General features: G+C 63.1%; 31 protein-coding genes. 17 read left to right on the top strand and 14 right to left on the bottom strand.

Translation table 11 applies throughout. The features are described from left to right. Positions 1–19: 19 nt before the first annotated feature. Genes CC207_RS02905 through CC207_RS02885 form a run of 5 tightly spaced genes read right to left on the bottom strand, consistent with a single transcriptional unit; the run spans position 20 to position 4,660 of the window. Positions 20–994, bottom strand: a complete 975-nt coding sequence (locus tag CC207_RS02905) for an ABC transporter ATP-binding protein (RefSeq protein WP_088851551.1) — start codon at positions 992–994, stop codon at positions 20–22. Then, positions 991–1,977, bottom strand: coding sequence for an ABC transporter ATP-binding protein (locus tag CC207_RS02900; RefSeq protein ID WP_088851550.1), 987 nt, complete (start codon positions 1,975–1,977; stop codon positions 991–993). The genes CC207_RS02905 and CC207_RS02900 overlap by 4 nt, the downstream gene beginning before the upstream one ends. Next, complete coding sequence (locus CC207_RS02895; protein ID WP_088851549.1) at positions 1,974–2,822, bottom strand: ABC transporter permease; 849 nt, start codon at positions 2,820–2,822, stop codon at positions 1,974–1,976. Before CC207_RS02895 ends, CC207_RS02900 begins: the two co-directional genes overlap by 4 nt. Continuing rightward, positions 2,819–3,766: an ABC transporter permease gene (locus tag CC207_RS02890; RefSeq protein WP_088851548.1), complete on the bottom strand. Its 948-nt coding sequence runs from the start codon at positions 3,764–3,766 to the stop codon at positions 2,819–2,821. The genes CC207_RS02895 and CC207_RS02890 overlap by 4 nt, the downstream gene beginning before the upstream one ends. A gap of 3 nt (positions 3,767–3,769) precedes the next feature. After that, on the bottom strand, positions 3,770–4,660 hold the full coding sequence (locus tag CC207_RS02885; RefSeq protein ID WP_028688819.1) for a proline iminopeptidase-family hydrolase: 891 nt from the start codon (positions 4,658–4,660) through the stop codon (positions 3,770–3,772). A 172-nt stretch (positions 4,661–4,832) separates the two neighbouring features. Between CC207_RS02885 and CC207_RS02880 the strand changes: the two genes are divergently transcribed. The 4 genes from CC207_RS02880 (at position 4,833) to CC207_RS02865 (ending at position 7,855) form a co-directional block, all read left to right on the top strand. Then, positions 4,833–5,594 carry a LuxR family transcriptional regulator gene (locus CC207_RS02880; RefSeq protein WP_062362299.1) on the top strand — a complete coding sequence of 254 codons (762 nt, stop codon included), beginning with the start codon at positions 4,833–4,835 and terminating at the stop codon, positions 5,592–5,594. Positions 5,595–5,692: 98 nt separating this feature from the next. After that, positions 5,693–6,592 (top strand): proline iminopeptidase-family hydrolase, encoded by a 900-nt coding sequence (locus tag CC207_RS02875; protein ID WP_028688821.1) that lies wholly within the window; start codon positions 5,693–5,695, stop codon positions 6,590–6,592. 173 nt (positions 6,593–6,765) lie between these two features. Continuing rightward, positions 6,766–7,188 carry a hypothetical protein gene (locus tag CC207_RS02870; protein WP_088851547.1) on the top strand — a complete coding sequence of 141 codons (423 nt, stop codon included), beginning with the start codon at positions 6,766–6,768 and terminating at the stop codon, positions 7,186–7,188. Positions 7,189–7,231: 43 nt separating this feature from the next. Then, a complete protein-coding gene (locus CC207_RS02865) occupies positions 7,232–7,855 on the top strand; it encodes a dTMP kinase (protein WP_088851546.1) in 624 nt (207 codons plus the stop codon). On the opposite strand, the gene CC207_RS02860 is transcribed toward CC207_RS02865, so the two are convergent. Then, the gene (locus tag CC207_RS02860) at positions 7,849–8,739 is read right to left on the bottom strand and encodes a LysR family transcriptional regulator (RefSeq protein ID WP_088851545.1); all 891 of its coding nucleotides are present in this window, start codon (positions 8,737–8,739) and stop codon (positions 7,849–7,851) included. The two genes, CC207_RS02865 and CC207_RS02860, sit on opposite strands and share 7 nt — an antisense overlap. Positions 8,740–8,845: 106 nt before the next feature. Between CC207_RS02860 and CC207_RS02855 the strand changes: the two genes are divergently transcribed. Further along, positions 8,846–9,853, top strand: a complete 1,008-nt coding sequence (locus tag CC207_RS02855; RefSeq protein WP_062362312.1) for a zinc-binding alcohol dehydrogenase family protein — start codon at positions 8,846–8,848, stop codon at positions 9,851–9,853. A gap of 64 nt (positions 9,854–9,917) precedes the next feature. Beyond that, entirely contained in the window at positions 9,918–10,244 is a 327-nt protein-coding gene (locus CC207_RS02850; protein ID WP_028688826.1) for a putative quinol monooxygenase, read from the top strand. A 14-nt stretch (positions 10,245–10,258) separates the two neighbouring features. Here CC207_RS02850 and CC207_RS02845 read toward each other — a convergent pair whose 3' ends face one another. Then, positions 10,259–11,029 carry an SDR family NAD(P)-dependent oxidoreductase gene (locus tag CC207_RS02845; RefSeq protein ID WP_088851544.1) on the bottom strand — a complete coding sequence of 257 codons (771 nt, stop codon included), beginning with the start codon at positions 11,027–11,029 and terminating at the stop codon, positions 10,259–10,261. A gap of 107 nt (positions 11,030–11,136) precedes the next feature. Between CC207_RS02845 and CC207_RS02840 the strand changes: the two genes are divergently transcribed. Beyond that, entirely contained in the window at positions 11,137–11,679 is a 543-nt protein-coding gene (locus CC207_RS02840) for a chalcone isomerase family protein (RefSeq protein ID WP_069016888.1), read from the top strand. 115 nt (positions 11,680–11,794) lie between these two features. Here CC207_RS02840 and CC207_RS02835 read toward each other — a convergent pair whose 3' ends face one another. The 3 genes from CC207_RS02835 to CC207_RS27365 are packed head-to-tail and all read right to left on the bottom strand — an operon-like array spanning position 11,795 to position 14,300. After that, on the bottom strand, positions 11,795–13,033 hold the full coding sequence (locus CC207_RS02835; protein WP_028688829.1) for a DUF4010 domain-containing protein: 1,239 nt from the start codon (positions 13,031–13,033) through the stop codon (positions 11,795–11,797). After that, positions 13,018–13,839 (bottom strand): helix-turn-helix domain-containing protein, encoded by an 822-nt coding sequence (locus CC207_RS02830; protein WP_088851543.1) that lies wholly within the window; start codon positions 13,837–13,839, stop codon positions 13,018–13,020. Before CC207_RS02830 ends, CC207_RS02835 begins: the two co-directional genes overlap by 16 nt. 2 nt (positions 13,840–13,841) lie before the next feature. Beyond that, on the bottom strand, positions 13,842–14,300 hold the full coding sequence (locus tag CC207_RS27365) for a hypothetical protein (RefSeq protein WP_256581982.1): 459 nt from the start codon (positions 14,298–14,300) through the stop codon (positions 13,842–13,844). Between the two features lie 118 nt (positions 14,301–14,418). On the opposite strand from CC207_RS27365, the gene CC207_RS02820 reads away from it, so the two are divergent. After that, positions 14,419–15,345 carry a universal stress protein gene (locus CC207_RS02820; protein WP_088851541.1) on the top strand — a complete coding sequence of 309 codons (927 nt, stop codon included), beginning with the start codon at positions 14,419–14,421 and terminating at the stop codon, positions 15,343–15,345. A 29-nt stretch (positions 15,346–15,374) separates the two neighbouring features. Here CC207_RS02820 and CC207_RS02815 read toward each other — a convergent pair whose 3' ends face one another. Then, on the bottom strand, positions 15,375–15,923 hold the full coding sequence (locus CC207_RS02815; protein ID WP_062362315.1) for a GNAT family N-acetyltransferase: 549 nt from the start codon (positions 15,921–15,923) through the stop codon (positions 15,375–15,377). A 177-nt stretch (positions 15,924–16,100) separates the two neighbouring features. Between CC207_RS02815 and CC207_RS02810 the strand changes: the two genes are divergently transcribed. From CC207_RS02810 to CC207_RS02800, 3 genes are read left to right on the top strand one after another with little or no spacing between them, the layout of a single operon-like run. Beyond that, a complete protein-coding gene (locus tag CC207_RS02810; protein WP_088851540.1) occupies positions 16,101–17,027 on the top strand; it encodes a universal stress protein in 927 nt (308 codons plus the stop codon). Next, on the top strand, positions 17,018–18,385 hold the full coding sequence (locus CC207_RS02805) for an MBL fold metallo-hydrolase RNA specificity domain-containing protein (RefSeq protein WP_088851539.1): 1,368 nt from the start codon (positions 17,018–17,020) through the stop codon (positions 18,383–18,385). The genes CC207_RS02810 and CC207_RS02805 overlap by 10 nt, the downstream gene beginning before the upstream one ends. Before the next feature lie 19 nt (positions 18,386–18,404). Further along, entirely contained in the window at positions 18,405–19,049 is a 645-nt protein-coding gene (locus CC207_RS02800) for a hypothetical protein (protein ID WP_256581980.1), read from the top strand. A gap of 42 nt (positions 19,050–19,091) precedes the next feature. Here CC207_RS02800 and CC207_RS02795 read toward each other — a convergent pair whose 3' ends face one another. From CC207_RS02795 to CC207_RS02785, 3 genes are all read right to left on the bottom strand, one after another. Continuing rightward, entirely contained in the window at positions 19,092–19,661 is a 570-nt protein-coding gene (locus CC207_RS02795) for a GNAT family N-acetyltransferase (protein ID WP_088851538.1), read from the bottom strand. Between the two features lie 161 nt (positions 19,662–19,822). Then, positions 19,823–20,248 carry a potassium channel family protein gene (locus tag CC207_RS02790; RefSeq protein ID WP_028688838.1) on the bottom strand — a complete coding sequence of 142 codons (426 nt, stop codon included), beginning with the start codon at positions 20,246–20,248 and terminating at the stop codon, positions 19,823–19,825. A 238-nt stretch (positions 20,249–20,486) separates the two neighbouring features. Continuing rightward, positions 20,487–20,705, bottom strand: coding sequence for a hypothetical protein (locus tag CC207_RS02785; protein WP_023630431.1), 219 nt, complete (start codon positions 20,703–20,705; stop codon positions 20,487–20,489). Between the two features lie 298 nt (positions 20,706–21,003). On the opposite strand from CC207_RS02785, the gene CC207_RS02780 reads away from it, so the two are divergent. The 6 genes from CC207_RS02780 (at position 21,004) to CC207_RS02755 (ending at position 26,034) form a co-directional block, all read left to right on the top strand. After that, positions 21,004–21,864, top strand: coding sequence for an RNA ligase family protein (locus CC207_RS02780; RefSeq protein WP_088851537.1), 861 nt, complete (start codon positions 21,004–21,006; stop codon positions 21,862–21,864). 14 nt (positions 21,865–21,878) lie between these two features. Next, positions 21,879–23,024 carry an AAA family ATPase gene (locus tag CC207_RS02775; protein WP_088851536.1) on the top strand — a complete coding sequence of 382 codons (1,146 nt, stop codon included), beginning with the start codon at positions 21,879–21,881 and terminating at the stop codon, positions 23,022–23,024. 304 nt (positions 23,025–23,328) lie between these two features. Continuing rightward, the gene (locus CC207_RS02770; protein ID WP_088851535.1) at positions 23,329–24,462 is read left to right on the top strand and encodes an aminotransferase class V-fold PLP-dependent enzyme; all 1,134 of its coding nucleotides are present in this window, start codon (positions 23,329–23,331) and stop codon (positions 24,460–24,462) included. Positions 24,463–24,484: 22 nt separating this feature from the next. After that, positions 24,485–25,036: a YdeI/OmpD-associated family protein gene (locus CC207_RS02765; protein ID WP_088851534.1), complete on the top strand. Its 552-nt coding sequence runs from the start codon at positions 24,485–24,487 to the stop codon at positions 25,034–25,036. Between the two features lie 376 nt (positions 25,037–25,412). Beyond that, positions 25,413–25,649: a hypothetical protein gene (locus CC207_RS02760; RefSeq protein WP_069017822.1), complete on the top strand. Its 237-nt coding sequence runs from the start codon at positions 25,413–25,415 to the stop codon at positions 25,647–25,649. Between the two features lie 76 nt (positions 25,650–25,725). Further along, entirely contained in the window at positions 25,726–26,034 is a 309-nt protein-coding gene (locus CC207_RS02755; RefSeq protein ID WP_158216130.1) for a DUF3077 domain-containing protein, read from the top strand. The last annotated feature ends 303 nt before the right edge of the window (positions 26,035–26,337 follow it).

Here is a 26,337-nt window from a genome sequence, read left to right as displayed (position 1 = left end):
GATGGTCATGGTGGTGATGTCAGCAGGGCAGTTGCGAATGCACGCAGGCGTGGCGCCGGGCGCCCTGGATATGCTCGGGTGGCGTGGTTTCAGCGCAGCCGGGCAGCGCGTGCCGGCAACGGGGATGGAAGGCGCAGCCGGAGGGCAGGTGCAGCGGGCTTGGCGGCTCGCCGGCCAGCGGGTCCTGCGGCAGGCGCCGGGCCGGGTCGATGTCGGCGATGGACTGGATCAGCGCGGCGGTGTAGGGGTGGCGCGGGGCGGTAAAGACTTCATGCACCGGGCCTTCCTCGACGATCTGCCCCAGGTACATCACCGCCACCCGGTCGCACAGGCGGCGCACCACGCCCAGGTCGTGGGTGATGAACAGCAGCGCCAGGCCCATGCGCTCGCGCAACTCCAGCAGCAGGTTGATGATCTGCCCCTGGATCGACACGTCCAGCGCGGCGACGCATTCGTCGGCGACGATCAGCCGGGGTTCGACGGCCAGGGCCCGGGCGATGCCGACCCGCTGGCACTGGCCACCGCTCAGCGAACCGGGCCGGCGCTCGGCCAGCTCGGCGCGCAGACCGACCAGTTCAAGCAGTTCGCCGACCCGGGCCGGAATCCGCGCGGCGGGCACCTTGCGCTGCACCTGCAGCACCTCGGCGAGGATCTGGCCGATGCGTTGGTGTGGGTTGAGCGCGCTGTACGGGTCCTGGAAGATCATCGCGGTCTCGTGGCGCAGGCGGGCGATATCCGCCGGGCTGCCCTGATTCATGTCGGTGCCGTCGTACAGCACCTGGCCGCCGCAGCTCTGGGTGAGCTGGAGGATGGCCCGGGCCAGGGTACTCTTGCCGCAGCCTGACTCGCCCACCAGGCCAAGGGTTTCGCCGGCAGCCAGATTCAGCGAGGCGCCGTTGACCGCGCTGACCTTGCGCGGGCGCAGGTTGAGCAGGCCGCTGCCTGCGGCGGGAAACTGCACCTGCAGGTCCTTGACCTGCAACAACGTGGTCATGACGGGCCTCCGGCCAGCAGCGGGGTATGACAGGCCAGGCGGTGGCCGGGGCTTGATTCCAGCAGTTCGGGCAGTTGTTGCCGGCAGAGCGGCATGGCCTGTGGGCAACGCGATTCGAAACGGCAGCCTGGCGGCAGGTCATCAAGCAGCGGTGGCTGCCCAGCGATGGTGGTCATGCGTGATGCCTCAGGCTGCGCGGCAGGATGGCAGGCCAGCAGCCCGGCGCTGTAGGGATGCTTGGGCCGGGCCAGCATCTCGTGCTTGGCGCCGTGCTCGCAGAGGCGCCCGGCGTACATCACGGCAATGTTGTCGCAGGTCTGCGCCACCACGCCCAGGTCGTGGCTGATCAGGATCATCGCCAGGCCGCGGCGGTCGCGCAGCTCCAGCAGCAGGCGCAGGATCTGCGCCTGCACGGTGACATCCAGGGCCGTGGTCGGCTCGTCGGCGATCAGCACCTTGGGGTTGCAGCCCAGGGCCACGGCGATCATCGCCCGTTGGCGCATGCCGCCGGAAAACTCATGGGGATAGTTGTCGACCCGGGACTTCGGGTCGGGGATACCGACCTGGCGCAGCACCTCGATGGCTTCGGCGCGGGCCTCGCGGCGAGACGCGCCCTGGTGCAGGCGGATACCTTCGGCGATCTGCTCGCCGATGCGCATCAGCGGGTCCAGGTGGCTGCTGGGGTTCTGGAAGATCATCCCCAGCTCACGGCCGCGCAGGCGGCGCATGCCAGCTTCGTCCAGCCGCAGCAGGTCATGGCCCGCCAGGCGCACGGCCTGGCCTTCGACCCGCAGGTTCGTTGCTGGCAGCAGGCGCATCAGGCCCCGGCAGGCCAGGGTCTTGCCCGAGCCGCTTTCGCCCACCAGGCCGAGGATCTCGCCTTCGCCGAGGTCGAAGGACAGCCGATCGACCAGGGTGATATCCCGTTGGCCGGCGCGGGCGATGACGCTCAGCCCGCGAACCTGGAGCAGGGGCGTGGTCATGAGCGGTCTCCCAGGCGTTCGGCGACACCGTCGGCCAGCAGGCTGAAGCCCATGGCCAGGGTCACCACCGCCAGGCCCGGGAAGGTGCAGATCCACCAGGCGCTGGTGATGAAGCTCTGCCCCTCGGCGACCATGGTGCCCCATTCCGGGGTCGGCGGCTGCACACCGAGGCCCAGGTAGCTGACGGCGGCGCCGTTGAGCAGCACCAGCACGGCGTCGGACATGCAGAACACCACCGAGCCGAACAGCGCGTTGGGCAGCAGGTGGCCGAACAGCGTGCGCCGGTGGCTGAAACCCAGGCTCCTGGCGGCCAGGGCGAAGTCGCTCTGCTTGAGCACGAGGATCTGCGAGCGGATCAGCCGCGCATAGGACACCCAGCCGACCAGGGCCATGGCGATATAGAAGCTGCCCAGGCCCGGACCGAGGATGGCCATGATCGCCAGCATCAGCACCAGGAACGGGAAGGCCAGGACGATGTCGATCAGGCGCATGCAGGCGTTGTCCAGCCAACCGCCGACGTAGCCGGACACCGCGCCGATGCAGGTGCCGAGCAGGAACGGGAAGATCACCCCGATCAAGGCCATCTGCAGGTCGACGCGGGCGCCCCAGATTACCCGCGAGAGCACATCGCGGCCGAAGTTGTCGGTGCCGAAAGGGTGCGCCAGGCTGGGCGCGGCCAGGCGCAGGTCGCCGTTCTGCAGCAGCGGATCGAACGGCGCGACCCACGGCGCGCACAGCGCCAGCAGGCACCAGCCGAAGACGATGGCCAGGCCGCAGTACAGGGTCAGGCGGCCATCGCCCAGGTTCCAGGCCAGGCGTGCGCGCAGGGCGACGATGGCGCTCATTGGATCTTCACCCGCGGATCGAGGACGGTAGTCGCCACGTCGGCGAGGAAGTTCACCGCCACCGTGGCGCAGGCCAGCACCATGGCCACGCCCTGGACCACCATGTAGTCGCGGGTAAAGATGCCGCGCACCAGCAACTGGCCGACGCCCGGCAGGGAGAACAGGCTCTCGATCACCACCGTGCCGCTGATCAGCCAGCCGATGTTGACCGCCAGCAGGTTGATGGTCGGCACCATGGAGTTGGGCAGGACATGCCGGCGCAGGATCGCCCCTTCGCCCAGGCCCCGGGCACGGGCGGCGGTGACATGGTCGGCCCGCATCTCCAGCAGGATGCTGGCGCGCAGGTTGCGCACCAGTACCGCCGAGAGCGCCAGGGCGATGGTCAGGCAGGGCAGCACCAGGTGGTGCAGCTTCTCGGCCCAGGTGCGGCCATAGCCGGATACCGGGAACAGCCCCCAGTGCACGCTGAACAACAGGATCAGCATCAACCCCAGCCAGAAAGCCGGCAAGCCGAGGCCGGCGGTGGTGAACAGGCGGATCAGGTTGTCGGCCCAGCCGCCCTTGTGGCGGGCGGCGAGGATGGCCAGCGGCACGGCGATCAGCAGCGCCAGGGCCACGCTGCCCAGCACCAGCATCAGGGTCGGCTCGATGCGGCTGGCGATCAGCGGCAGGGCGTCGACCTTGTACAGCAGCGACTTGCCCAGGTCGCCATTGAGCAGGTTCTTGAGGAAGTACAGGTACTGCGCCCAGATCGGCTCATCGAGGCCGAATTGCGCGCGGATCTTCTGGATCGCGTCCGGGGTGCTGCGCGCGCCCAGCAGCACCCGCGCCGGATCCCCGGGGATCGAGCGCACCAGCACGAAGGTGATGATGCTGATGCCCAGCAGCACCGGCAGCAGTTGTAACGGACGGATGAGGACGAACCGGTAGCGTGCCAGGCTCATCGATCAACCCCGGTTGCGTTGCAGGAAATCCAGCAACACCGGGAAATAGGCCTGGGGCTCTTCGTAGAACGGCATATGGCTGCTGTTGGGGAACACATGCAGCTCGGCACGATCATGCAGCGCCAGCTTCATGCGCATGGCGCAGGCCGGGGTCAGTTCGTCGTGTTGGCCGGTGGTGATCAGCACCGGCATGCGGAACGCGCCCATCTGCTCGAGGCGGTTCCAGTCCTTGAGGTTGCCGATATAGAGGAACTCGTTGGGGCCCTGCATGGTGCTGTAGGGGCCCATGTTCCAGTCGCCCAGCGAACGCTGGATCGGCGCCGGCCATTCATCGAGCCGGCAGACGTGGCGGTAGTTGAGCAGGGTGATGGCGGCCTGGTACTGCGGGTGGTCGAGGGTACCCATGGCCTCATGGCGCTGCATCATCGCCACTGTTTCGCTGCCCAGGGCGCCGCGCAGGCGTTCCAGCTCGGTGATCAGGTGCGGGATGTCGCCGACGGTATTCTCGAGAATCAGACTTTTCAGCGACTGCGGGTGATGAATGGCGTACTCGATCGCCAGCCAGCCGCCCCAGGAATGCCCGAGCATGTGTACACGGCCCAGGTCCAGGGCCTGGCGCACCTGCTCGACCTCGGCCACGTAGCGGGTGATATTCCACAGACTGTCGTCATCGGGGCGGTCGGAGGCGCCGGTGCCCAGCTGGTCGAAGGCGACCACGCGGATACCCTTGTCCTTGAGCCAGGCATGGGCGTCGCGCAGGTAGTCGCAGGGCAGCCCCGGCCCACCATTGAGGCACAACAGCACCTCGTCCCCTTCACCAAAGCTGTACACCACGAGATTGTGGCCATCGACCGATACGTTGAACTGCTGGTCAGGTTGCATCTCACGCCACATCGCTACTCTCCTGTTGGCCATGGCTTGCAGCTATAACTAGCGCAGGAGTTTTCGTCGCCTACAAGCTAGTGTTTCCTATAGGTTTCGTATGGCAGTCCCGCGCCAAGCCGTGGCATTCTACGTGCCGGACTTCGAGATGGAAATCCAAAAGGAATCACAGGGAGTGTCAGGTATGCAGGCCAAGGTGGCTGAACTCAATGCGCGTCTGGCGTCGGACGATAGCCTCGATGAGCAGATGGACAGCGTCGCCGAACTGGCGGCGGAACTGGGCTTCGATGCCCTGGTGTACGACTACAGCCCGGTGCCGCTGGATCATGTCGGCGAGCTGATCACCCCGAGCGTGGTCCGGCTGCGCCAGACCCCGAAGGACTGGCAGGACCTATGGTGTTCCGAGGGCTTTTACCAGATCGACCCGGTGCAGCAGGTGGCGGTGTCCTCCATCGCCCCCTTCGTCTGGTCGTACCTGCCCAAGGGCGAGACCGTTCTGCAGCGCCACATCGACCAGCGCCACGCTCCGGTGGTCGGTTACCTGCACGACGCACAGCTGACTTGCGGCGTGACCGTGCCCATCCACCTGCCACGGGGCGGGCTGGCGACCCTGACCGGCCTGCGCCCCCAGGCCAGCCAACGCGACCTGGACGACGCCCGGGAGCACCTGGGCGATTTCAGCCTGATCGCCCATGCCTTGCAGGAGGCGGCCTATCCCTTGCTGGCCAAGGAGTCCGCCACCCGCGTCATCCGCCTGACCCGCCGCGAGGTCGAATGCCTGCGCTGGGCCGCCGAAGGCCTGACGGCGGGGGAGATCGCCGAGAAGCTTAACCGCTCGCTGGCGACGATTTCCCTGCACCTGACCTCGGCCATGCACAAACTGGGGGCGAAAAACCGTGTCCAGGCGGTCGCCCGGGCGGTGCATTACCGCCTGCTTGATCAGTGAAGACACAAAAAAGGTCGAAAACCTAGAGAACTCTCTAGTTATGCCGCGCCACGCGTAGGGTTATTGTGTGCACCATGATTCGCACGGAGCCGGATGACATGGAACTCACCCAATCGCGTGAAGGTTTTGCCCCTTTCGGCGACTACCAGACCTGGTACCGCGTCACCGGTGACTTGGATTGCGGCCGCACCCCGCTGGTTATCCTGCACGGCGGCCCAGGTTGCACCTTTGATTATGTCGACGCCTACAAGGACGTCGCGGCTGGTGGCTACCCGGTCATTCACTACGACCAACTGGGCAATGGCCGCTCGACCCACCTGCCACACATGCCGGCGTCGTTCTGGACGGTCAAGCTGTTCCTCGAGGAGCTCGACAACCTGCTGGAGCACCTGGGCATCACCGAGCGCTACGCGCTGCTGGGGCAGTCCTGGGGCGGCATGCTGGCCAGCGAGCACGCGGTGCGCCAGCCGCGGGGCCTGCGTTGCCTGGTGATCGCCAACTCGCCGGCGGACATGCGCACCTGGGTGCGCGAGGCCAACCGCCTGCGCGAAGAGCTGCCCAAGGACGTCCAGGACACCCTGCTGCGCCACGAGGCCGTCGGCGACTACACCGCCGCCGACTACATCGCCGCCACCCGGGTGTTCTACGACCGTCATGTGTGCCGGCTCAAACCCTGGCCTGAAGAGGTGGCGCGCACCTTCGCCCAGGTGGATGCCGACCCGACCGTGTACCACGCCATGACCGGTCCAAACGAGTTCCATATCATCGGCAGCACCAAGGACTGGACCATCGTCGACCGCCTGCCGCAGATCAACGTGCCAAGCCTGCTGATTTCCGGGCGCTATGACGAGGCGACGCCGCTGGTGGTCAAACCGTACCTCGACCTGATCCCCGGAATCCGTTGGGCGCTGTTCGAAAACTCGAGCCACATGCCTCATGTGGAAGAGCGGGTGGCGTGCATGGGGACTGTGGTGAAGTTTCTTGACGAGAGTCTGTAGCGCGTAGCATTCGACAGTTTTCCCTTCCTCAGGCCTGTCCGGGTTCATCCCGGCGGGCCTGAGTTTTATTCCTTCCTTCACATCAGTCGTCATCCCAGGCCTCGAACCAGACGATTAACAGCCTGCCCCCCCCCAGCGCTATTCTTTGACCATTCCCCAAAGGATTACCCATCATGCGCCGGCTGCTACTGCTGTTGCTGATCACCGCCATCCCGGGCTGCCAGGCCCCCATGCCAGCCGCCAACCCCGAGATGGCCTGGGTCGACCTTTCGCTGCCATTCCCCAACGACCGCGTGCTGCTGGCCGAACGCCTGGACAAGCAGCGCCTGGAGGAGGGCCGCTTCTTCCAGGTCACTCCCGGCAGTCATCAACTGGTCGTCAGGTTCGACTACGAAACGAGTGGCGGAGGCGGGTTGAGCATGATGGGCGGCACCACCGTCCGCCAATGCTATCTGACCCTCGACTACGCCCACTTCCAGGCCGGCCAGCGTTATCTGCTCGAAGCCCGCTCCATGGCCCTGACACCTGAGGCAAGGCTGTACAATGCCGCCCGGGAGATCGTCGCAGAGGTCAGCGAGTTCTACTGCCTGATGTAAGCCAATGCCTGTCGATGAAGGAAATCCAACCGTTGTGTGACGCATGAATCATTCGCTGTTCATTTCCCTCGACGGGCCCAAGGGCACCGGCAAGACCACGCTGCTGGAATCCGTCACCCAGGCGCTGAGGGCGGACAACAGGAAGGTGATCCGCATCAGCGAGAAGAAAAGCGATCCTTATCGGGGCGAAACCATGGCCCTGGTCAACCAGTTCGTCAGGGACCCTTGCCGGGATCTGGAGATGAAGGTCTGTGAGCGCCTTGCGCTGAGCCGGGCCTGGATTACCCAACATGTGCTGGCCAGGCAGCCCAAGGACAGCATCATCCTGATCGATCGCTGGTACCCGTCCGAAGCCGCATTTCGCCGGCTGGTGCCGTTTGCCGAGATCTTGCGGCTGAACATCGAACACGGCGTGCGTGTGCCGGACCTGCACGTGGGTGTTGTCACCGACCCCGAAATCTCGTGGAGCAGGGCAGCGGCGCGCTCGCGTGGGCTAAGCAGTACCGTGATGCATGAACTGCATGAGCATGTGGTGTGCACGCAAGCTTTCGAGCGAGCGGTTGCCGATCACGGCTGGGTCTTGTGCCGTAATGAAGGCACCCTCGAAGCGGCGACGCAGCAGGTGGTATCGGCGATCCAGGGTGTGCTGCCGCCGTCTGATCAGTAGCGTTCCAGCGCGGCGAGGCGGCTCGACAGCCAGGCGTGCAACTGTTTCACCGCAGGCGACAACTGCTTGCGGTGCGGGCACACCAGGCTCAGCGGCATGGTCGGCCCGGGGTGATCCTGCAACAGCACGACGAGCCGTCCCGCCAATACGTCGTCACTCACATCCAGCCAGGACTTGTAGGTGATCCCTTCGCCCGCCACGGCCCAGCGCCGGGCGATATCGGCATCGTCGCAGAACAGGGCGCCACGCACCTGCACGGTCTGCGTCCCTAGTTGCCACTTGTCGTAGACCCGACCCTGCTGCATGTACAGCAGGCACTGGTGCTCGCGCAACTCCTCGGGAGTGTGCAGCGTGCCTTGTCGCGCCAGGTACTCGGGCGAAGCCACCAGCACCTTGCGGTTCCACGGCGCCAGTGGCAGGGCAATGTAGTTGGCGTCGGCGTTAAGGCCGTAGCGGATGGCGATATCCACCGGGTCGCGGAACAGATCGGCGATCTGGTCGGAGAGAAACAGGCGCAGGTTCAACTGCGGGTGTTCGCGGCGAAACGCCGTGAGCCAGGGCAACAGCACGTTGCGCCCCAGGTCGGACGGCGCGGCCACCTGCAGAATACCGCTCAACTGGGCGCTTTCCCGCTGCAGGTTGTCCCGCCCTTGCCGGAGGGCTTCCAAGGCGGCCACGGCCGAGGGTAGGTACTGCTCGCCTTCGGCCGTCAGGCGCAGGCTGCGCGTGGTGCGGGCAAACAGCCGTACGTCCAGCTCACGCTCCAGGCGCTTGACCGCCTCGGCCGCCTGGCCGGGCAGCAGCTCGGCTTCATGGGCGGCCGCGGTAAAGCTGCCCAACGCGGCGCTGCGCACAAAGATGCCGAGGTCGTCGAGACGGATCATTTTCACTCCTGCAATGAAAGTGTTCACGGGCTCAGCCCGTTTTTCCAAAGTACCGAACACGCCAGACTGGATTCACGAATCAAACCATATCCAGCAGCGAGTGCCTATGAAAGCGATCGGTTACACCCAGAACGGCCTGCCCATCGAAGACCCTGCGTCCCTTCAGGACATCGACATGCCCAGGCCGAATCCAGGGCCCAGGGACATCCTGGTGGAGGTCAAGGCCGTGTCGGTCAACCCCGTCGACACCAAGGTGCGCGCCGGCACTTTCACGTCCGAGCCAAAAATACTTGGCTGGGACGCGGCCGGCATCGTCCGTGAAGTTGGCCCTCAGGTGACCCTGTTCAAGCCAGGCGACCAGGTGTACTACGCCGGCTCCATCGCCAGGCCCGGCAGCTACAGCGAATACCACCTGGTCGACGAACGTATCGTCGGGCACCAACCGCGCAGCCTGGGCGCGGCGCAGGCGGCAGCGCTGCCGCTGACGGCCATCACCGCCTGGGAACTGCTGTTCGACCGTTTAGGCTTGGTCGAAGGCGGCGGGGAGGGCGATGCCCTGCTGATCGTCGGCGCCGCCGGCGGTGTCGGCTCGATGCTGGTGCAACTGGCCCGGCAACTGACCCGCCTGACGGTCATTGGCACGGCTTCCCGTGCCGAGACCGCTGACTGGGTGCGCGAACTGGGCGCTCATCATGTCATCGACCACAGCGCGCCGTTGCACGGGCAACTGCAGGCCCTGGGGATCGAGTCGGTCAGCCATGTCGCCAGCCTTACCCATACCGAGCAACACTTCGCGCAACTGGTCGAGGTGCTGCGGCCACAAGGTCGCCTGGGGGTGATCGACGACCCGCAGACCCTGGATGTCATGCCGCTCAAGCGCAAGTCGCTGTCGCTGCACTGGGAGTTGATGTTCACCCGCTCGCTGTACCAGACCGACGACATGGTGCGCCAGCACGAGCTGCTCGAGCGGGTGGCCGGGCTGATCGACCAGGGCATCCTGCGCACCACTCTGGGCGAGCATTTCGGTGCGATCAATGCCGCCAACATGCGCCGTGCCCATGCGCGGGTCGAGAGTGGCAAGTCGCGCGGCAAGATCGTTCTGGAAGGCTTCTGAGCCCATCCGAGAGACAACGGCGGGCCGGTCGATCCGGCCCCTTGCGATTGACCAGGAGCTTGATGTGAACCCACAAGACCATCCCCTCGTTTCCCTTGCCATCCTCAAGGCCAAGCCAGGCCTGGCAGCGTCCTTGAAAGCGGCCTTGCTGGCCTTGATCGAGCCGACCCGGGCGGAACCCGGCAACCGCGACTACATGCTGTTCGAACGCAGCGATGAGCCCGGGACGTTCTACATGCGCGAGGCGTTCGACCACCAGCAGGCCCTGGACACACACCTGGCCACCGAGCATTTCCAGCGCTTTGCCGAGCAGGCCGACCCGCTGTTGGCCGAGCCGCTGCAACTGATTTTCCTTGACCCGGTGTCCACCGCCGTCGCGCCTCATCCCTGAGGAGCACCTGCGGATCACCAGGGAACGGGGCTGCCATCCCAAGCCCAGAACGTACCTGTGTCTGACGGTCCGTGTCGGCCAACGCGTTCGAGGATGCAACTGGCGGCAAACGCGGGCGCGAACAGCTTGTCGCGCGGCACATTGCCCTGGAACGGGCGTGAAAGCAGGGTACCAGTGGTCCCAGGGTGCAGGGCCAGGACTGTCGAAGCAGGGTTGAGGCGCTTGAGCTCGATGCTTGCCGTGCGCAACAGCTGGTTCAGTGCGGCTTTGCTGGCGCGATAGCTGTACCAGCCGCCCAGGTGGTTGTCACTGATCGACCCGACCCTTGCTGATAAGGCGGCAAAGGTAACGGGCTGCCGGCGTAGCAACGGCAACAGGTGCTTGAGCAGCAGGACTGGAGCGAAGCAGTTGGTGGCGAAACTGGCCTGCAACCCCGCCAGACCCAGTTGCGCCAGCGACTTCTCGGCCCGCGCCGGCGGCGCTTGCAGCACTCCGAGGGTGCTGATGACCAGGTTCAGCTGATCGCAGTAGCCACGGACCTGATCTGCCAGTGCTTGCAGCGCTTGTTCATCACGAGCGTCGCAGTCGAGGCGAAGCAAACGGCGGCCATGCGTCTGGGCCAGCACATCCAGCTCAGGGCTGCTGCTTGCCTGTCGCGAAACAGCGAGCAGCAGCCCGACGTCATCACGTGCCAACAGTTGCGAGCACAGGGCAAGACCGATGCCTTGGCTGGCGCCGCAGACCAGCACGTTGGCGGGTATATTGTGATGGGGGATCAAGCTCATTGGGCAATCTACCTGTAAGCTGCAGGTGAGCTTAAATCTATACAAGATTTGCTTTATATGTACAAAAAACTATTCTTGTATAAGTTAAGTCTTCTTGCAGAATCGTCATGGCATTCCTTGCGCGCTTGGCCTGTCTCTGCCTGCTGCTGACGTCGATGCCAGCGGCTATTGCGGACTGGCGTGCAGCGCTGCCGGCGGCCCAGCAATTGGGCAGTGGCGACTTCACCTGGTTCGGCCTGCGGCTGTACAGCGCACGCCTGTGGACCGAGGGACCGCGCCATGATTGGAACCAGCCGTTCGCCCTGGAACTGACCTACCACCGCTCATTGTCCCGGGACACGCTGGTGCAAGCCAGCCTTGAAGAGATGCGTCGCCTCGGCGCCGGTCGCGTGACGCCGCAACAGCTCGAAGCCTGGGCCAAGGTACTGCAGGAGGCATTCGTGGATGTGCGCCCCGGCATGCGCATCACCGGCTTGTACCAGCCGGGGCAGGGCGGCCGCTTCTATGTCGATGACCTGCCCACCCGCACCCTTGCCGACCCGGCCTTTGCCCGGGCGTTCTTCGCCATCTGGCTGGACCCGCGGGCTCGGGATGCCCAGTTGCGCCTGCAGCTGCTCGGCCAGGCCGGCAAGCCCCGAGGAGGATCATGAACCTGTACAGGGCGCTGTTGCTGGTCGCCTGCCTGGTGCTGGGGAGCTGTGGCTGTTCTTCCGCCGGCTGCCGGAGCCCGCGCCCTGAACCTGAACACGCATAGCCCCTGAACATCTACAAGAGTAATCCCAGCCATACCGCCCCAAGAATGACCAACTGGCCGGGAATGAGGTATCGAGCAAAACTGAAACCGCCGTTACTCAGAGCCAGAGCACATTTGGTCAGCGCGTTTGCGGTCAATGCAAGTAATCCTGATATCACCAGGTCATCAATACCGAGCCTGCCGGCGATGACCAGCGAGGCGATCGAGGCAGTGGCCGCATGGACGTCGGCCAACCCGCTGACGAACGCCGCGACGTTCGCGCCGTAGTGTCCCAGGTGCTGAAGAAGAAACGCCGAGAACAATGAGATACCGGTTATGGCAGCGGTGACGGCCATAGCGGTCCAGAGACTGAACGCACCAGCCCCCGGCTGCGCCGCCGACCCGCCATGAGTCGAACGCCAGGGCGCCAGCAGAAGTACCCCATACACAAGCGTGGCCAGCGCACCGAGCCAGATCGAAGGCCATAAAGGCTCGAGCAAGCGACGATCAATGATGCCCAACACCAGGGAAAACTGGGTGATGCTGGCGAGATTGGACAATATGGCAGATCCGGCGAATGACCTGGCAGCAGAGCCTTGCTGACGAGCGCGGTGTGCGAGCAAGGCAATGGTGGCAGTGCTCGAGGCAAAACCCGATGCGATTGAGCTCAAGGGCAATCCGTACCGAGGCCCCATCAGGCGCATGGCTATGTGTCCCAAAGCGCCGACAGCCATCAGCAAGACCACCAGATTACAGATCGTACGCGGGTTGAGTACGTTGTAGGGGCCTAGAAACTGGTCCGGAGTCAACGGCAGCACCACCAATGCCACCGTTGACAGCATCAAGCCATTGCGCAGCTCTTCTTCGCTCAGTTGCTGCAGCACGAAATGATGCAATTCGTGTCGCAGCGCCAACAGCACGGTCAGTACCACACCCGCAGCGGCGGCAAGCTCAGGTTCATTCAGGCTCAGTGCGCCCAGTGTCAGTACCAGCAGCAGCGCAATTTCACTGGTAATGTCAGGATCGTTGTCGACATGCTTTCGGTAATGCGCACAGAGCATCAACACCAGTGCGAGACTCGCGACCGCTACCAGCACCGCCCCTGCCAGTACCATGCTGAGGTAGCCTAGCAACGCGGTGATAGCGAAGGTCCGCAAGCCAGCGGCAGCTTGGCGTTCGTTACGTCCTTTCCTGCGTTCGCGCTCAAGGCCCACCAGCATGCCAATACCCAATGCCACGGCACCGTGGCCCACATTCACGGTATCGAGCATGGTGCCTTCATAATGGCCTTGGCCTCCCATTCACCGTCGCCTTGTTGCAGCGTGATCAGTGCGGCCATATTGAGAATCTGCACCAGCCTGCCATGGATTTCGACGATACCCAGTGCGCGCAGGCGGGCGACGGATCGGCACACGGTTTCCAAGCGTAAACCCAGGTACGAGGCCATGTCTTCCCGGGACATCCGCAGCATGAAGCCATGGGCAGAGTAACCGCGACAGGCGAAGCGCCCGGACAACTCCACCAGGAAGCCCGCCAGCCGTTGTTCCGCAGTGAGATTGCACAGCATCAGCACGCGTTTGTGTTCGCGCACGATCTCCCGGCTCATCAAGCGATTCAGGCTTTGTTGCAGGAAAGGAAAGTCGCGCGCCAGGGCTTGCAAGCGGTGATAGGGGATCGGGCAGACTTCGCTGTCTTCCAATGCAATCGCGTCACAGACATGGCGCTCAGTGGCAATGGCATCGAGCCCAAGCACGTCACCCGGCATCCAGAAGTTGATCACCACACCCTGGCCCTCGGCGGTGTTCATGCGGGTCTTGAAACTGCCACAGCGCACGGCATAGAGCAGGGTCAGCGGGTCATTGGCATTGAACAGCGCGGCGCCCCTTTGCATGCGCATTCGCGGGCCTATCAATGCGCCCAGGCAGCTGTTGTCGTGAACAGGCAAACCGGTGGGAAGGCACAGACCGCTGACCCGGCAATCCCTGCACAGGGACGCCGAGGGTTTCAGGTGGATGGGATTGGTCGTACACGAAACGTTGGGCGAGTCGAGCGACCTGACCTTCAATTGGCCGTACATTTTCAGGCCTCCTTCGCTCGTCGCTGATCGCCTTGGGCCCCTGCGTCAGTATGCATGCCGCGGGTGCCGCGAGGTGAACAATCAACCAGCAGGTCAAGCGAATGGGGAGCCTCGAGGCGGCCTGTGAGCCGCTCGACAAATTGCTCGGCTTCGGCAGCCGTACTGAACCCCACCCGCCAGTCATCCATATGCACCCACCAGCGTTCCGGCTCGGAGCTTTTTTCGACATGGATGTTCATCAGCGCCTCCAAAGCATGGATAGGTAATGAAAGCGTCCATGCTGGCAGCGGGGCGTGGATCACACCGTCGCGCTGTTGAGCGAACACTTCGCAGGCAACCTCAGTGTCAGCGAGCCGGAAGCGGTGCGTGACCCGCAGCGCAGTATCTGCGGATACCTGAATGTGTCTGGAATATGGGAATAAAGTGCGCCAGCGAACGCTCGCCGCATTGATCCGTGTCAATGTCCCGCGTCTTGGGTAATGCCGTTGGTCTGCAGGCGCCTCCAGTTGACAAACATCAAACGTGCAAGACGTGGGAAGTAGATGCTCTTGCTTCCTAGCGCAATCCCGGAGGTGAGCCATGCAAACGCCGCAAAGACTCCTGCTGATCGCATCGCCCCTGATGCGCCGAACCCCGGTCTACGACCGTGCAGCGGCCCTGGCCAAGGCCAAGGGGATGGCACTGCACATCGTGGCATTCGACTATCTGGAAGGACTTGCCACGGCAGGCCTGGTGAACGACCAGGCGCTGGCGGTGATGCGTGAGGGCTACGTGCGCCAACACCGTGAATGGCTGGAAAGCCAGGCACTGTCGATGCGGCGCAACGGCGTCATCGTCACCACCGAAGTGGTGTGGGTGCAGCATCCTTTGGACGAGATCCTGGTGCATTTGCGTGAACAGCCATTCGCCATGCTGATCAAGGCGCTCGAACATGAGCCCTGGTGGATGCGCGCCATGTTCACCTCGCTGGATATTCAGCTGCTACGCGAAACGCGAATCCCTTTGCACCTGGTACACAACGCCAGCCAGGCATTGCCACGCAGGATTCTGGCCGCGGTGGACCTGTCCAGGCCGGAAGAACAATATGAAGGCTTCAACGATCAGATCATCAGTGAAGCGTTGAAACTGGCCTTGCAATGCAGTGCCCAGGTCGAATTGCTGTACGCCTACGACCTGGGCACCCTGTACCTGGGCGTCGACGGTAGTCGTGAGCACTCGTTCCTGTTCGACTCGAACCTCGCCCAGACCCTCCACGAAGCCCAGAGCGTTGCGTTCCAGGCGCTTGCTGAACGTAACGGGATCGCCGTCGAACACCGCCACATGCGCATAGGTGACCCGGCAAAGGCCCTGGCGCTGTTCATGGATAACAATGAAATCGATGTGCTGGTGATGGGCAGTTATCACCATCATGGCGTCGGCGGGTTCATCGGTAGCACTGCCGAGCGGGTTCTGCATCGGTTGTCCAGCAGTGTGCTGGTAATTTCGCCCGAGCGCTCCCAATGCTGAAGCACGAGGCCCGCAAGGGCCTCGCCTGCTCAAGGCCGCAAATCCAGTTGGTGCAGGATCTCGCGCACATCTCCACCCGGATAGCATGATGTAAAGCCCAGAGCCTTGGCCAGCCGGTGCATGGCATAGTTGCTCGCCATATCCCTGGATACCATGCGCTCAAATCCCTCGCGGCGTGCTGCCGCGATCAGGTGTCGCATCAGGCGCCTGCCCAACCCCTTGCGCTGCCAGTCTTCGCTGACCGCCACCGCACATTCGCAATACTGGCTACCAGCAATGCCGGCGTAACGGCTGATGCCAATCTGTTGCAATTTACCGTTTGCATGCACCAAGGCGACATAGGCCATGCACGGGGGATGATCGACTGGCATGCAGTGCGTGTTTACACCAGGCAAGCAGCCGCTCAGTCCGGCAATGAAACGAAAGCGCCGGGAGTCATAAGCAATTGTGCTGAGAAAGCGCCTGTCCCTTTCGTGGTCCTCCTCGCGTAGTGGGCGGATCAGCACCGCCGAGCCATCCTCGAGTTTTTCGACCCAGTGTTCAGCTGTTTGCGGCTGTGCGGCCTGCTGCCCGTTCATGGTGCCTCCTGATGACGTGATCAGTAGCTGTTGCAGCCGTTTTAACGTGGCGGGCCAGCGTGGTTCTGACAATCATCAAGTTCAGGCTGGGTAGCGGCTTTCTGATCTGTATCAAGCAACACCGACCCTTCGCGCGGAACATTGAAGGCATCATGCCCACGAGCGCGGAGGTTCACCATGGGTCAGTATCGACATCTGCTGGTGCTGCTCACCGAAGTCGATCCACATTCCGCTGCTTTGCGCAGGGGGCTTGCCTTGGCCCAGCTCAGCGGTGCCAGCGTGCATGTGTTGGGCTTGTTCACGCCGAACCAGCAGCACCTGCTGCGCGAAGAGCGGCTGAATGTGGCCGATATCACGCGCCAATACGAGCACTACCGCGTGCAGTTGAAAGGCTTGATCGAGCGGTATCACGGCAGCGCAATAGCGCTGACGGTCGACAGCCTGAATGCAGAGGATGTCCTTAGCCAGGCGATCGATTACATCAGTGAGCTGCGGCCGGACATGGTCATCAAGGACAGCGAAGCTGTATCGGCCTGGGGGCGGCTGTTCGGTATCCCGTTGGATTGTGCGCTGATGCGTGGTTTCAAGGGTGCCAGTCAATTCGTGCCGGCGGCTGCCATCGCAGTGCCGCGGCGTATCCTGATCGCCGTGGATACGGCGTTCAGCGAGACGCCAGACATCCAGGCCCGCTTCAACCGTGGACTGATCCGTGCTGCCCAGGCTTTGGCATTGCAATGTGACGCGCAGTTGCATCTGCTTTCGGCTTACAGCCTGGCTGGGGTATTCGCCTCGGACATGAACGTCACCCAGGTTTGGATCGAAGAGATGCGCGATGCACTGCAGGCACCCTTCGAAGCGCTGGCCGACGCCGAAGGCGTTGCGCCGCAGCGCAGGCACTTCATTGAGGGCCGTCCGGTACAAGTGATCCGTGAACAGGTCGTGGCACTGGACATCGATGCCCTGGTGATGGGCGTGGTACAGCCCAAAGGGCTGGATAAATTACTGGGCGACACCACCGAACGTCTGGTCAGCCGTCCACCGTGCAGCGTGCTCGCGGTTCATCCCCAAGTCGCCGAAACCTGGGAGCCCTGGCCATGCAACTGACCTTTCTTGGCGGCACCGGGACGGTGACTGGCAGCAAGTTCCTGCTGACCCGTGGTAGCACGCGGATCTTGGTCGACTGCGGACTCTTCCAGGGTTTCAAGCAATTGCGCCTGCGCAACTGGGCGCCACCGGCGCCGGCACTGAGGGCGCTGGAGGCGGTGGTGCTGACCCACGCCCACCTCGACCATAGCGGCTATCTACCGGTACTGGTCCGGGAAGGCTATAGCGGGCCGATCTACGCCACGCCGGCGACGTGCGCCCTGGCGCAAATCCTCTTGCTCGACAGCGCCCGGTTGCAGGAAGAACAGGCTGAGCATGCCAACCGCCACGGTTACTCCAGGCACTCACCGGCACGACCGCTCTATACCGAGCAGGATGCCAAACGGGCCCTGGCACTGTTTCGCCCCGTGGAACTGCACCACCCGACGCCGATCGCCGAGGGCATGGAACTGCTGTTGCGTACCGCCGGACACATTCTGGGAGCGGCCACGGTCCAGATCAGCGCCGAAGGCCAGACCTTGCTGTTTTCGGGTGACCTGGGACGCCCCCAGGACCCGATCATGCGCGCGCCCGAGCTGGTCAGAACGGCGGACGTGCTGTTGGTCGAGTCTACCTATGGGGATCGCAAGCACCCTGCGGAATCGACCGAGCAGTACCTGGCCAAGGTCATCAATGAAACGCTCCTGCGCCATGGCATCATCCTTGTGCCCTCGTTCGCCGTCGGCCGTGCCCAGTTGCTCATGCATTACCTTTACACGCTCAAGCGCGACCGGTTGATTCCTGATATCCCGGTGTACCTGAACAGCCCGATGGCCACCGATGCCACTGTCCTGTACCAACGGTACTGCAGCGAACATCGGCTGACAGCGGCTGAGTGCGCCGCCCTGTGCAAGAGCACGCACATCGTCCGCACGGTCGATGAGTCCAGGCACCTTGACCAACTGCGCGAGCCTGCGGTGATCATCGCCGCCAGTGGCATGGCGACCGGTGGGCGGGTACTGCACCACCTCAAGGCGCTGGCCCCCAACCCACGCAACAGTATCCTGTTCTCGGGTTTTCAGGCCGGGGGCACGCGGGGCGCCGATATCGTCGCCGGTGCCCACAGCGTGCGTCTGCACGGCGAGGATGTGCCGATTCGTGCACGGGTGCATGCGATGGAGAACCTGTCTGCGCACGCCGATGCCGATGAGATCATGGAATGGCTGCGCGGGTTCACCCGGCCGCCACGTCAGACCTATGTCATCCATGGCGAGCCCCACGCTGCCGACACGTTGCGGCGGCGGATAAGCCTCGAACTCGGCTGGCAGGTGTGCGTGCCTGAGTATCAGGAAACCGTTGCCATCGACCCTGTGCGCTAGCCTGGCGCGGGAGGTGCTCATGACTATTCAAGCAAGGGCAAAGCTCAGGGCATGGATGCAACGTCCCAAGGGGAGCCTGGGCTGGATCCTGGCAATCGTTGTATTGCTGCTGGCCACGTCGGTCTACCGCGGACTGAGCCCGACCTGGCGCCTTATCATGCATGATCCGGCAGTACTGCTGGCCATACTGGCCCTTAGCGTGGCGCTAGGCTGGGCAGTGCAGCGGGGTGTGAGGCGCACGGTCGGCAAGGCTATCTTCAACGGCCAGGAGACAGGCTGGCAGGACCGCTTGGCGTTCCTGCGCTCAGTGGCCCGGGAATCGAACCTCCTACTGGTGATGCTGGTGTGCCTGGCCTTGCTGGGCACGGGCACCTTAGGATTGGCGGGGCGTTCGGTGGCGCAGATCGCAGCGAACTGCGAGGCCAATCTGCAGGCCCAAGTCGACACACCCGAACATGAAAAGCTCAACGCGCTGGTCGGCAGACCCGTTTGCACGTGCCTGGCGCAAAGGTTCATGACACGCAATGGGATATTGCGCATGGCCTTGTTCGAAACGCCCCTGCAGGGCGTGACCGGTTTGAAAGCGCTCACGCCCGATGATGAGCAGCGCTGTCTCGAGCAGTTCGACCTGCTGCCCGAGGAGCCTCATGCACGCACGCCCTGAACCAGGCCGGCGCCACGACGGGTCATGGCGCGCGACTTCAGGTCAGCTCAGTGCAAGCCGGTGGATGACCTGGCTCGGATCATCGGGGTCGGTTGTCGTGGTGAATCCTGCGGCCTTGGCCAGCTCACGCATCGCCTGGTTGGCGGCTGAGTCGATCGAATACATTTGCCGGAAACCTTTGCTCCGTGCCTGATCAGTCAGGTGCTTGAGCAGCAAGCGGCCAAGACCGTGGTGTTGCCAGCTGTCGAGTACGGTGACCGCGCACTCGCAGTCATCGTGATCAGCACAGGCGGCGTAACGGGAAATGCCCACTTCCTGCAGTTCGCCGTCCACATGCGCCAGCGCGACGAAGGCGGCCTGGCGGTCCTGATCGACCGCCATCAACTGGTCGAGCATTGCCTCACCAGGCTCCTTGATCTGGCACAGAAAACGGTAGTGCCGTGATTCTGGTGACAGGCGTTCGATGAAGGCCCTTTCACGCTGCCGGTCCTTGGCTTGCAAGGGCCTGACAAGCACATGGGTACCATTGTCGAGTGCTTCGATCCAGTGCTCGCCAACGGGCGTAGGAAACGCCGAGGCAGCAGGTTGATGGGGAGGTTTGACGGGAGTCATGGCGATGCCCTCATGCGTCTGGAATGAACAGTGGGAAGACAGTTTCGGTGCGCAGCCTCGCTCCGACTTGATCGTTGTCAACTGCGCGGCTGGCGGCCACTTTCAGCAGGAAGACGTAGCGAGTGCAGGGGCGTGGCTGGTTAGCCGAATGGCCCCAGCGGCTATTTGGCTTTCCAGTACTTCTGCATTTCCAGAAACAGGAATGAAGCGGTCCAGGTAATCAGCACCAGGCCGGTCAATCCCTGCAGGCCCGTGAGGTACTTGAGGTGCCCGCTGGGGGCAACATCACCGAAGCCGATGGTGGTGTAGGTGGTAAAGGAGAAGTACACGCAGTCCAGAAGACTTCCATCGAAATTGCCGTTGAGCGTGCCCCAGCCTTTGGCATGGACCATCAGGTAGTAGGCCAGGGCAAAGCACCAGACCTCCAGGGCATGGGCCAACAGGGCGCCGAATACGCCCGCCACGATGCGAAACCGGCTCCAGAGCTTGAGGCGCGGTAGCCAGTCATTCAGACGCAGCAGGCACTCGTAGTGGATGATCACCACCAGGATCACGACCAGCATGTTGATCAGCGTGACGGTGAGCATCGCAGGAACTCTAGGACGGGCGGTTCGTCTCGTGCATGTCTACATGCTTAGCCAGCAGGACCGTTGGTCTCGCACTCACGACTCAGGGTGACGCTATCGCGCCGGGTGGCCTTGATATTTATCAATAATGGACCAGCGCCGGACTGAATGGGTCAACGCTGCCATGGCTTCGCGGCGCCACGGCGCAGGAGCAAGGGTAGGGCGGTCGCGAGACCCGATGCCGCGCCGCCCGGACGCGTCAGTCTTTGCTGGCGTTGAGCTTGCGCAGCTCTTCGTAGGTGGCGGACTGGACGAACCAGAAGCCGGAAACGATGCACCAGCCGAGGCTGCCGACCACGAACACACCCAGGGCAGGCAGGAACCCGCCGGTGAACAGCGTGATGAGCGCGAAGAGCCAGATAACGGCCAGGGAAACGTAGAGGACGATGTTGTTGACGCTGATGACGAAGTCTTTCACGAAGCCTATTCCTTGCGGGATTTCAAAAGATTGCCCCTCCAGGGGCGCGCGGATGCTATCACATTGCTTTCATTGAGGGCTTGACTTGCTGACGGCACCTGCTGTTGAATGCGCGCCCTCGAATCCCCGCAACCTTTTCCCAAAGTGGTGAAGCCAGTGCCCTGCGCCATCAAACACGCCTGATACCGACGACGGTCCATCGTGCCTGATGGTTGCCCGCGCCTGCGCGCGGCGGCGCTTCATCCTCGTACCTGCCTGATCCTGTCGTCGGTTTTTCCCTATTTCCAAGGAGAAACCCATGAACATGGATTTTCGTGCCGACGCACATTCCCTCAAACTGCTCAAATACCCCCGCACACCCCATCTGCAAGGCTCGCGCCTGCAGGACGGCGACAGCGATGCCGGCCAGGTGGCCTATGGCACGTTGACCGGCCAATGGCTGGTGGTGGAAGAGAAACTCGACGGCGCCAACGCCGGCATCAGCTTTAGCAACGGTGGCGAACTCCGCCTGCAGTCGCGTGGCCACTACCTCACCGGCGGTGGCCGCGAGCGCCAGTTCAACCTGTTCAAGCAATGGGCCGTCGCCCACGAGCACTGGTTGCTGGAGCGTCTTGAAGACCGCTTCGTGCTGTATGGCGAGTGGCTGCACAAGAAGCACTCGGTGTTCTACGACCACCTGCCGCATTTTTTCTGCGAGTTCGACGTGTGGGACCGCGCCACGGGGCTGTTCCTGTCCACCGCGGCGCGCCGCCGCCTGCTCGCCGACGGCCCGGTGCTGTCGGTGCCGGTGCTGTACGAAGGCCCGGCACCACGCCGTTACGCCGAGCTGATGGCATTGCTCGGCGACTCGCTGGCCAAGACCGCGCAATGGCGCGAAGTGTTCGAGCAGGTGGTGCGCCGCGAAGGCCTCGACCTGGCCCGTGCCTGGCGCCAGTGCGATCGCTCGAACCGCATGGAGGGCCTGTACCTGAAGCTTGAAGACGAGCGCCAGACCCTGGGCCGGCTCAAGTGGGTGCGCCAGGACTTCGTCCAGGCCATCCTCGACGCCGACCAGCACCATGCCAACCAACCGTACATACCCAATCAACTGGCCGCCGGCGTCGATCTCTACGCGCCGCGCCTGTCCCTGGACTGGCACGGCGTACGCCGCGGCGACTGAAGGAGCTTCCTGAAATGGATATTCGACAACTGCAACAACTGGTGCCCGACCCCGGGCACGACATGGACAGCGCCGCTTGCCTGGCGGCCATTCCGGCCTTGGCACGCCTGGCCGACACCCCGCAGGATCCGACCTATCACGCCGAGGGCGATGTGTGGGTCCATACCCGCCTGGTGGTCGAGGCGCTGCTGGCGCAGCGCGCCTACCGCGACGCCAGCGCCGAGCAGCGCTTCGTGCTGTTCTTCGCCGCCTTGTTGCATGACATCGCCAAGCCCGACACCACGGTGATCGACCCGCAGACCGGGCGCATCGGCCAACCCGGCCACTCGCGCCGAGGCGCGGTGGATGCGCGTCTGCTGTTGTGGCGCGCCGGCGTGCCGTTCGCGCTGCGCGAACAGATCTGCCGGATCATCACCGTGCATCAACTGCCGTTCTTTGCCCTGCAGGGTGACCGCAGCGGGCGCAGCGCGGAGTTCCTGCTGCACAAGCTGTCCTGGGAGCTGCCGGTGTGGATGCTCTGCGCGGTGGCCGAGGCCGACATGCAGGGCCGCCACTATGCCGGCAAGGCCGATGTGCTGACCGCCATCGAACTGTGGCGCGAGCTGGCGGCGGAGGAGGGATGCCTGTACGGCCCACGGGCGTTTGCCGACGACTACACGCGCATTCAATACCTGCGTGGCGCCCGTGTGCATCCGGACTATGCGTTGCATGAACCCCAGGGTTCCCAGGTGGTGATGCTCTCGGGTCTTCCGGCCAGCGGCAAGGACACCTGGACCGCCCGACACCACCCGGACCTGCCGGTGGTGTCGTTCGACGACGCGCGCCAGGCACTGGGCCTGCGCCACGGCCAGAACGAAGGCGCCGCCGCGCACTACGCCATCGACCGGGCCAAGGCGCTGTTGCGCGAGCGCAGGCCCTTTGTGTGGAACTCGACGCACCTGTCGGCGCAGATGCGCAGCCGTACCCTGGACTTGCTGTATGGCTACGGGGCGCAGGTGGAGATCGTCTACCTGGAGCGGCCGGAGGACGAGATCATGCGGCGTAACCAGCGACGGGACACATCGCTGCGCAATGACGATATACGGCGGATGCTGTTCAAGTGGGAGGTGCCGCTGCCGACGGAGGCGCATCGGGTGAGGTATGAGGTGGTGACGGGGTGAGCGGCACCCGATCGTCAGTAGATGGCCACTGGGTTGATATTGGCTGCGCCGATTTCGTCGCTGGGACCGCAGGGTGAGTGAGACAAGGAGTTTTGCTTGCAAGGCAAGGAAGTGGGCATCTCTGATGTTCAGTACGGGACTCGGCTGCAGGGGAAGCTGTTGAGACTTCAACCAGTATGCGTTTCCCTGATTTGAGTCAGGCAGGGGCCGGGCTGACGATGCGGTATGCCTGATGCATCTTGTCATTTGTAATGGCTTAGGGCAGGGTCGATGCCATGGACCTCTCTGCCAAAGGAACCGCACCATGTCGAAGATCTATCCCGGTATCGATCCCGAAGGGCTGGTCGAGTATTCGGTGGTCTACACGGACCGCTCGCTCAACCACATGTCCCAGTCGTTTCAAGGTGTGATGAAGAACATTTCAACCACCTTGAAACAGGTCTACAACGCCCAGGCGGTTGCGGTGGTTCCGGGCAGTGGCACATTCGGCATGGAAGCGGTGGCACGGCAGTTTGCCACCGGCCAGCAATGCCTGGTGATACGCAACGGCTGGTTCAGTTATCGCTGGAGCCAGATCCTTGAAATGGGCAACATCCCGGCGGCCACAACGGTGCTGAAAGCCCGGCCGGTTGAGATGGGGCGACAGGCTGCCTACGCCCCGGCCCCACTGGACGAAGTGTTGGCGGCCATCGAGTCGCAGAAACCGCAGATTGTCTTCGCCCCCCACGTTGAAACGTCATCAGGGATCATCCTGCCCGATGAGTACCTGCGGGCCGTGGGCGATGCCGTGCATGCGGTGGGTGGCCTGTTCGTCCTGGACTGCATCGCCTCAGGCGCGATCTGGGTTGATATGCACAAATGCGCGGTCGACCTGTTGATCAGCGCACCGCAGAAAGGCTGGAGCGCCTCACCTTGCTGCGCCCTGGTGATGTTCAGCGCCTTGGCCCTGGAGCGCATCGAATCGACGCAAAGCACCAGCTTCGCTTGCGACTTGAAGAAGTGGCTTCAGATCATGCAGGCCTATGAGCAGGGCGGCCACGCCTACCATGCGACCATGCCCAGCGATGCCCTCGCGCGGTTCAACGAAGTGATGAAAGAGACGCAAGCCTACGGTTTCGACAAGGTCTGCGATGAACAACAGGCCCTGGGTGATCGGGTGCGCGCAATGATGACCCGCAAAGGTATCAAGAGCGTGGCCGCAGTGGGCTTTCAGGCCCCTGGCGTGGTGGTGAGCTACACCGATGATGCCGATATCAAGAGTGGAAAGAAGTTTGTCAGCCACGGCCTGCAGATTGCCGCCGGCGTGCCGTTGCAATGCGACGAACCGGCCGATTTTCAGACCTTCCGCATCGGCCTGTTCGGGCTGGAAAAGCTGCACAATATCGAGCGTACGGTCAGCACCCTTGAGCAGGCGCTGGACGAGGTGATGGTTAACTAGGCGCTCGGTGGGAGAACTTGCAATGACAACAGACGATGCGAGGTCCCGATTCGAAGCCAAGCTTCTTCGTCCGTTAAAGCCCGGTGACGACAGGTCGTGGGCGTTTGTAGTTCTTCCAAGGGACGCAAGTGAACGGCTTCCGAGGCGGGGAAGAACGACCGTTGATGGCACGATCAATGGGCATCCTTTCCGGGCAACCCTGGAACCCGATGGTCAGCTGAGCCATTGGCTGAAGGTCAGTAGCGATTTGCTCGATGCGGCAGATGTGGTCGTTGGCGATATCGTTACCCTCGAACTAGTCCCGGTGAAGAAGGAGCCTGAGCCTGATATCCCAACGGATTTCGAGGAAGCTCTGGCAAGCACACCTGAGGCTCAAAAGGTTTGGAACAGTACGACGACCCTCGCGCGGGTGGACTGGATCCACTGGATTACTTCAGCGAAGCAACTCAAGACGCGTGAAAAGCGAATAGGTGATGCCTGCGATATGCTGGCGACCGGTAAGAAGCAGGTTTGCTGTTTCGACTCGTCCGGCTACTACAGCAAAGCATTTCGGGCGCCCGAGGCAGAAGATTGACCCGTAGTACAGCCCGGGAACATCCAGGGGCGCAACCAGCCCTATGTAGATGACAAAAGAACACTTTTTATGCGCTCTGAATCGGAATTTCCCTCTTCTCTGTAGTCCATTTCCGAAACATACTCCTAGCCCCTTACAGCCTGTTGCCACCCGTCTACCCGCCATCTAGTCTCGGCAAGTCGCTTCAAACCCAGCGACCGGCTTTGACAGGCCGCAGGTAGAACGAAGTCTCGTAGCAAGCCGTTATGGCGGCTGTACGTGGGGCACCTCGTGTGCGCCGGGTTTCCTTCGTCTCCTCGGTCTGTCAACCCACGTACAGCTGCCACCCTCTGTTTGACAGCAGGGTGTGGTGGCTCCACCGAGACGGAGAAACAACATGCTAAAGATCGTCCCCGATCCACCCCAACACGACAAATACACCACCCACACCCTCGAAGACCTCCTGGTCCAGATCTCCGAATACCTCGTCTGCGCCCTGACCGTCAGCCAGCAGACCGTCCTGCTCCACGCCAAACCCCCAGGCCAGGTGCTGACCCTCGCCGCCATGCACGAAATCGACAGCGCCCGCACCCTGGTGGAAGTGGCGCTGAGCCGTGTGCAATCCCGGCACTGACCTGACGAGCCTGAGCTCGCACTTGATGTTCACCGATCAGGCCCCGCGCCGTTCGCGGGGCCGCAGGAGGAATGGTATGGATAAGGAATTGCAAATCCCGCACATCAAGAAACTCGCCACCACCGGCGTCGGGCATTTCGGCGAAGGCGCGGAGGTGGGTGTGCAAGACCCGCTGTTCCGCGTGGTGGCGGGGCATCCGCTGGACCATGCCGTGGAGCAGGCGACCGTGCTGATGTGTGCGGTGCATAAGATCAGCGATCTGGCGATGGTGGAGACTGATCATCTGCCTACGTTGCTGACAGCGGTGCACTACCTCAGCGGCATGGCCAAGGCGCTGGCCCAGGATGTGAATCATGGGTTGATGGTTGGTCGGAGGGTTGAGTAGGAATGCGCTGGCCGCTTTGGCTGGCGTCAGTCTGTTAGATCCCGGGGCCGCGTTGCGGCCCATCGCCGGCAAGCCGGCTCCCACCGACCGCGCCGCTCTCAAGCAGACATGCGCCGCTCACGGCGCCCGGTCCGTTCACGGTGTGAATGCAAATAGCTTTTTCCCCAGACAGAGTGAAGCACCGGACACCGCTGACTTCGTGATGGCTTTATGATGAATCGCCCCTGGTTTCCTAGACACTCTCCAAGCTCAGAAAATAGCGTTTCTCATACTCTACTGGAGACAGCTGCATAGCACTGCTGT

The sequence above is a fragment of the Pseudomonas sp. DrBHI1 genome (assembly GCF_002205115.1).
Taxonomy (GTDB): domain Bacteria; phylum Pseudomonadota; class Gammaproteobacteria; order Pseudomonadales; family Pseudomonadaceae; genus Aquipseudomonas; species Aquipseudomonas mosselii.
Note: the sequence above shows the minus strand (reverse complement) of the source record. Positions and strands in the feature narration are given on the sequence as shown.

Coding starts and splice junctions, on each gene's coding strand:
- CC207_RS02865 (WP_088851546.1), top strand. CDS start 7,232: ATGAATCATTCGCTGTTCATTTCCCTCGACGGGCCCAAGGGCACCGGC.
- CC207_RS02790 (WP_028688838.1), bottom strand. CDS start 20,248: ATGCTCACCGTCACGCTGATCAACATGCTGGTCGTGATCCTGGTGGTG.
- CC207_RS02770 (WP_088851535.1), top strand. CDS start 23,329: ATGTCGAAGATCTATCCCGGTATCGATCCCGAAGGGCTGGTCGAGTAT.
- CC207_RS02855 (WP_062362312.1), top strand. CDS start 8,846: ATGAAAGCGATCGGTTACACCCAGAACGGCCTGCCCATCGAAGACCCT.
- CC207_RS02815 (WP_062362315.1), bottom strand. CDS start 15,923: ATGAACGGGCAGCAGGCCGCACAGCCGCAAACAGCTGAACACTGGGTC.
- CC207_RS02870 (WP_088851547.1), top strand. CDS start 6,766: ATGCGCCGGCTGCTACTGCTGTTGCTGATCACCGCCATCCCGGGCTGC.
- CC207_RS02805 (WP_088851539.1), top strand. CDS start 17,018: ATGCAACTGACCTTTCTTGGCGGCACCGGGACGGTGACTGGCAGCAAG.
- CC207_RS02845 (WP_088851544.1), bottom strand. CDS start 11,029: ATGAGCTTGATCCCCCATCACAATATACCCGCCAACGTGCTGGTCTGC.
- CC207_RS02875 (WP_028688821.1), top strand. CDS start 5,693: ATGGAACTCACCCAATCGCGTGAAGGTTTTGCCCCTTTCGGCGACTAC.
- CC207_RS02760 (WP_069017822.1), top strand. CDS start 25,413: ATGCTAAAGATCGTCCCCGATCCACCCCAACACGACAAATACACCACC.
- CC207_RS02800 (WP_256581980.1), top strand. CDS start 18,405: ATGACTATTCAAGCAAGGGCAAAGCTCAGGGCATGGATGCAACGTCCC.
- CC207_RS02810 (WP_088851540.1), top strand. CDS start 16,101: ATGGGTCAGTATCGACATCTGCTGGTGCTGCTCACCGAAGTCGATCCA.
- CC207_RS02905 (WP_088851551.1), bottom strand. CDS start 994: ATGACCACGTTGTTGCAGGTCAAGGACCTGCAGGTGCAGTTTCCCGCC.
- CC207_RS02830 (WP_088851543.1), bottom strand. CDS start 13,839: ATGTACGGCCAATTGAAGGTCAGGTCGCTCGACTCGCCCAACGTTTCG.
- CC207_RS02885 (WP_028688819.1), bottom strand. CDS start 4,660: ATGTGGCGTGAGATGCAACCTGACCAGCAGTTCAACGTATCGGTCGAT.
- CC207_RS02755 (WP_158216130.1), top strand. CDS start 25,726: ATGGATAAGGAATTGCAAATCCCGCACATCAAGAAACTCGCCACCACC.
- CC207_RS02775 (WP_088851536.1), top strand. CDS start 21,879: ATGGATATTCGACAACTGCAACAACTGGTGCCCGACCCCGGGCACGAC.
- CC207_RS02840 (WP_069016888.1), top strand. CDS start 11,137: ATGGCATTCCTTGCGCGCTTGGCCTGTCTCTGCCTGCTGCTGACGTCG.
- CC207_RS02900 (WP_088851550.1), bottom strand. CDS start 1,977: ATGACCACGCCCCTGCTCCAGGTTCGCGGGCTGAGCGTCATCGCCCGC.
- CC207_RS02820 (WP_088851541.1), top strand. CDS start 14,419: ATGCAAACGCCGCAAAGACTCCTGCTGATCGCATCGCCCCTGATGCGC.
- CC207_RS02890 (WP_088851548.1), bottom strand. CDS start 3,766: ATGAGCCTGGCACGCTACCGGTTCGTCCTCATCCGTCCGTTACAACTG.
- CC207_RS02860 (WP_088851545.1), bottom strand. CDS start 8,739: ATGATCCGTCTCGACGACCTCGGCATCTTTGTGCGCAGCGCCGCGTTG.
- CC207_RS02795 (WP_088851538.1), bottom strand. CDS start 19,661: ATGACTCCCGTCAAACCTCCCCATCAACCTGCTGCCTCGGCGTTTCCT.
- CC207_RS02880 (WP_062362299.1), top strand. CDS start 4,833: ATGCAGGCCAAGGTGGCTGAACTCAATGCGCGTCTGGCGTCGGACGAT.
- CC207_RS02780 (WP_088851537.1), top strand. CDS start 21,004: ATGAACATGGATTTTCGTGCCGACGCACATTCCCTCAAACTGCTCAAA.
- CC207_RS02835 (WP_028688829.1), bottom strand. CDS start 13,033: ATGCTCGATACCGTGAATGTGGGCCACGGTGCCGTGGCATTGGGTATT.
- CC207_RS02895 (WP_088851549.1), bottom strand. CDS start 2,822: ATGAGCGCCATCGTCGCCCTGCGCGCACGCCTGGCCTGGAACCTGGGC.
- CC207_RS02765 (WP_088851534.1), top strand. CDS start 24,485: ATGACAACAGACGATGCGAGGTCCCGATTCGAAGCCAAGCTTCTTCGT.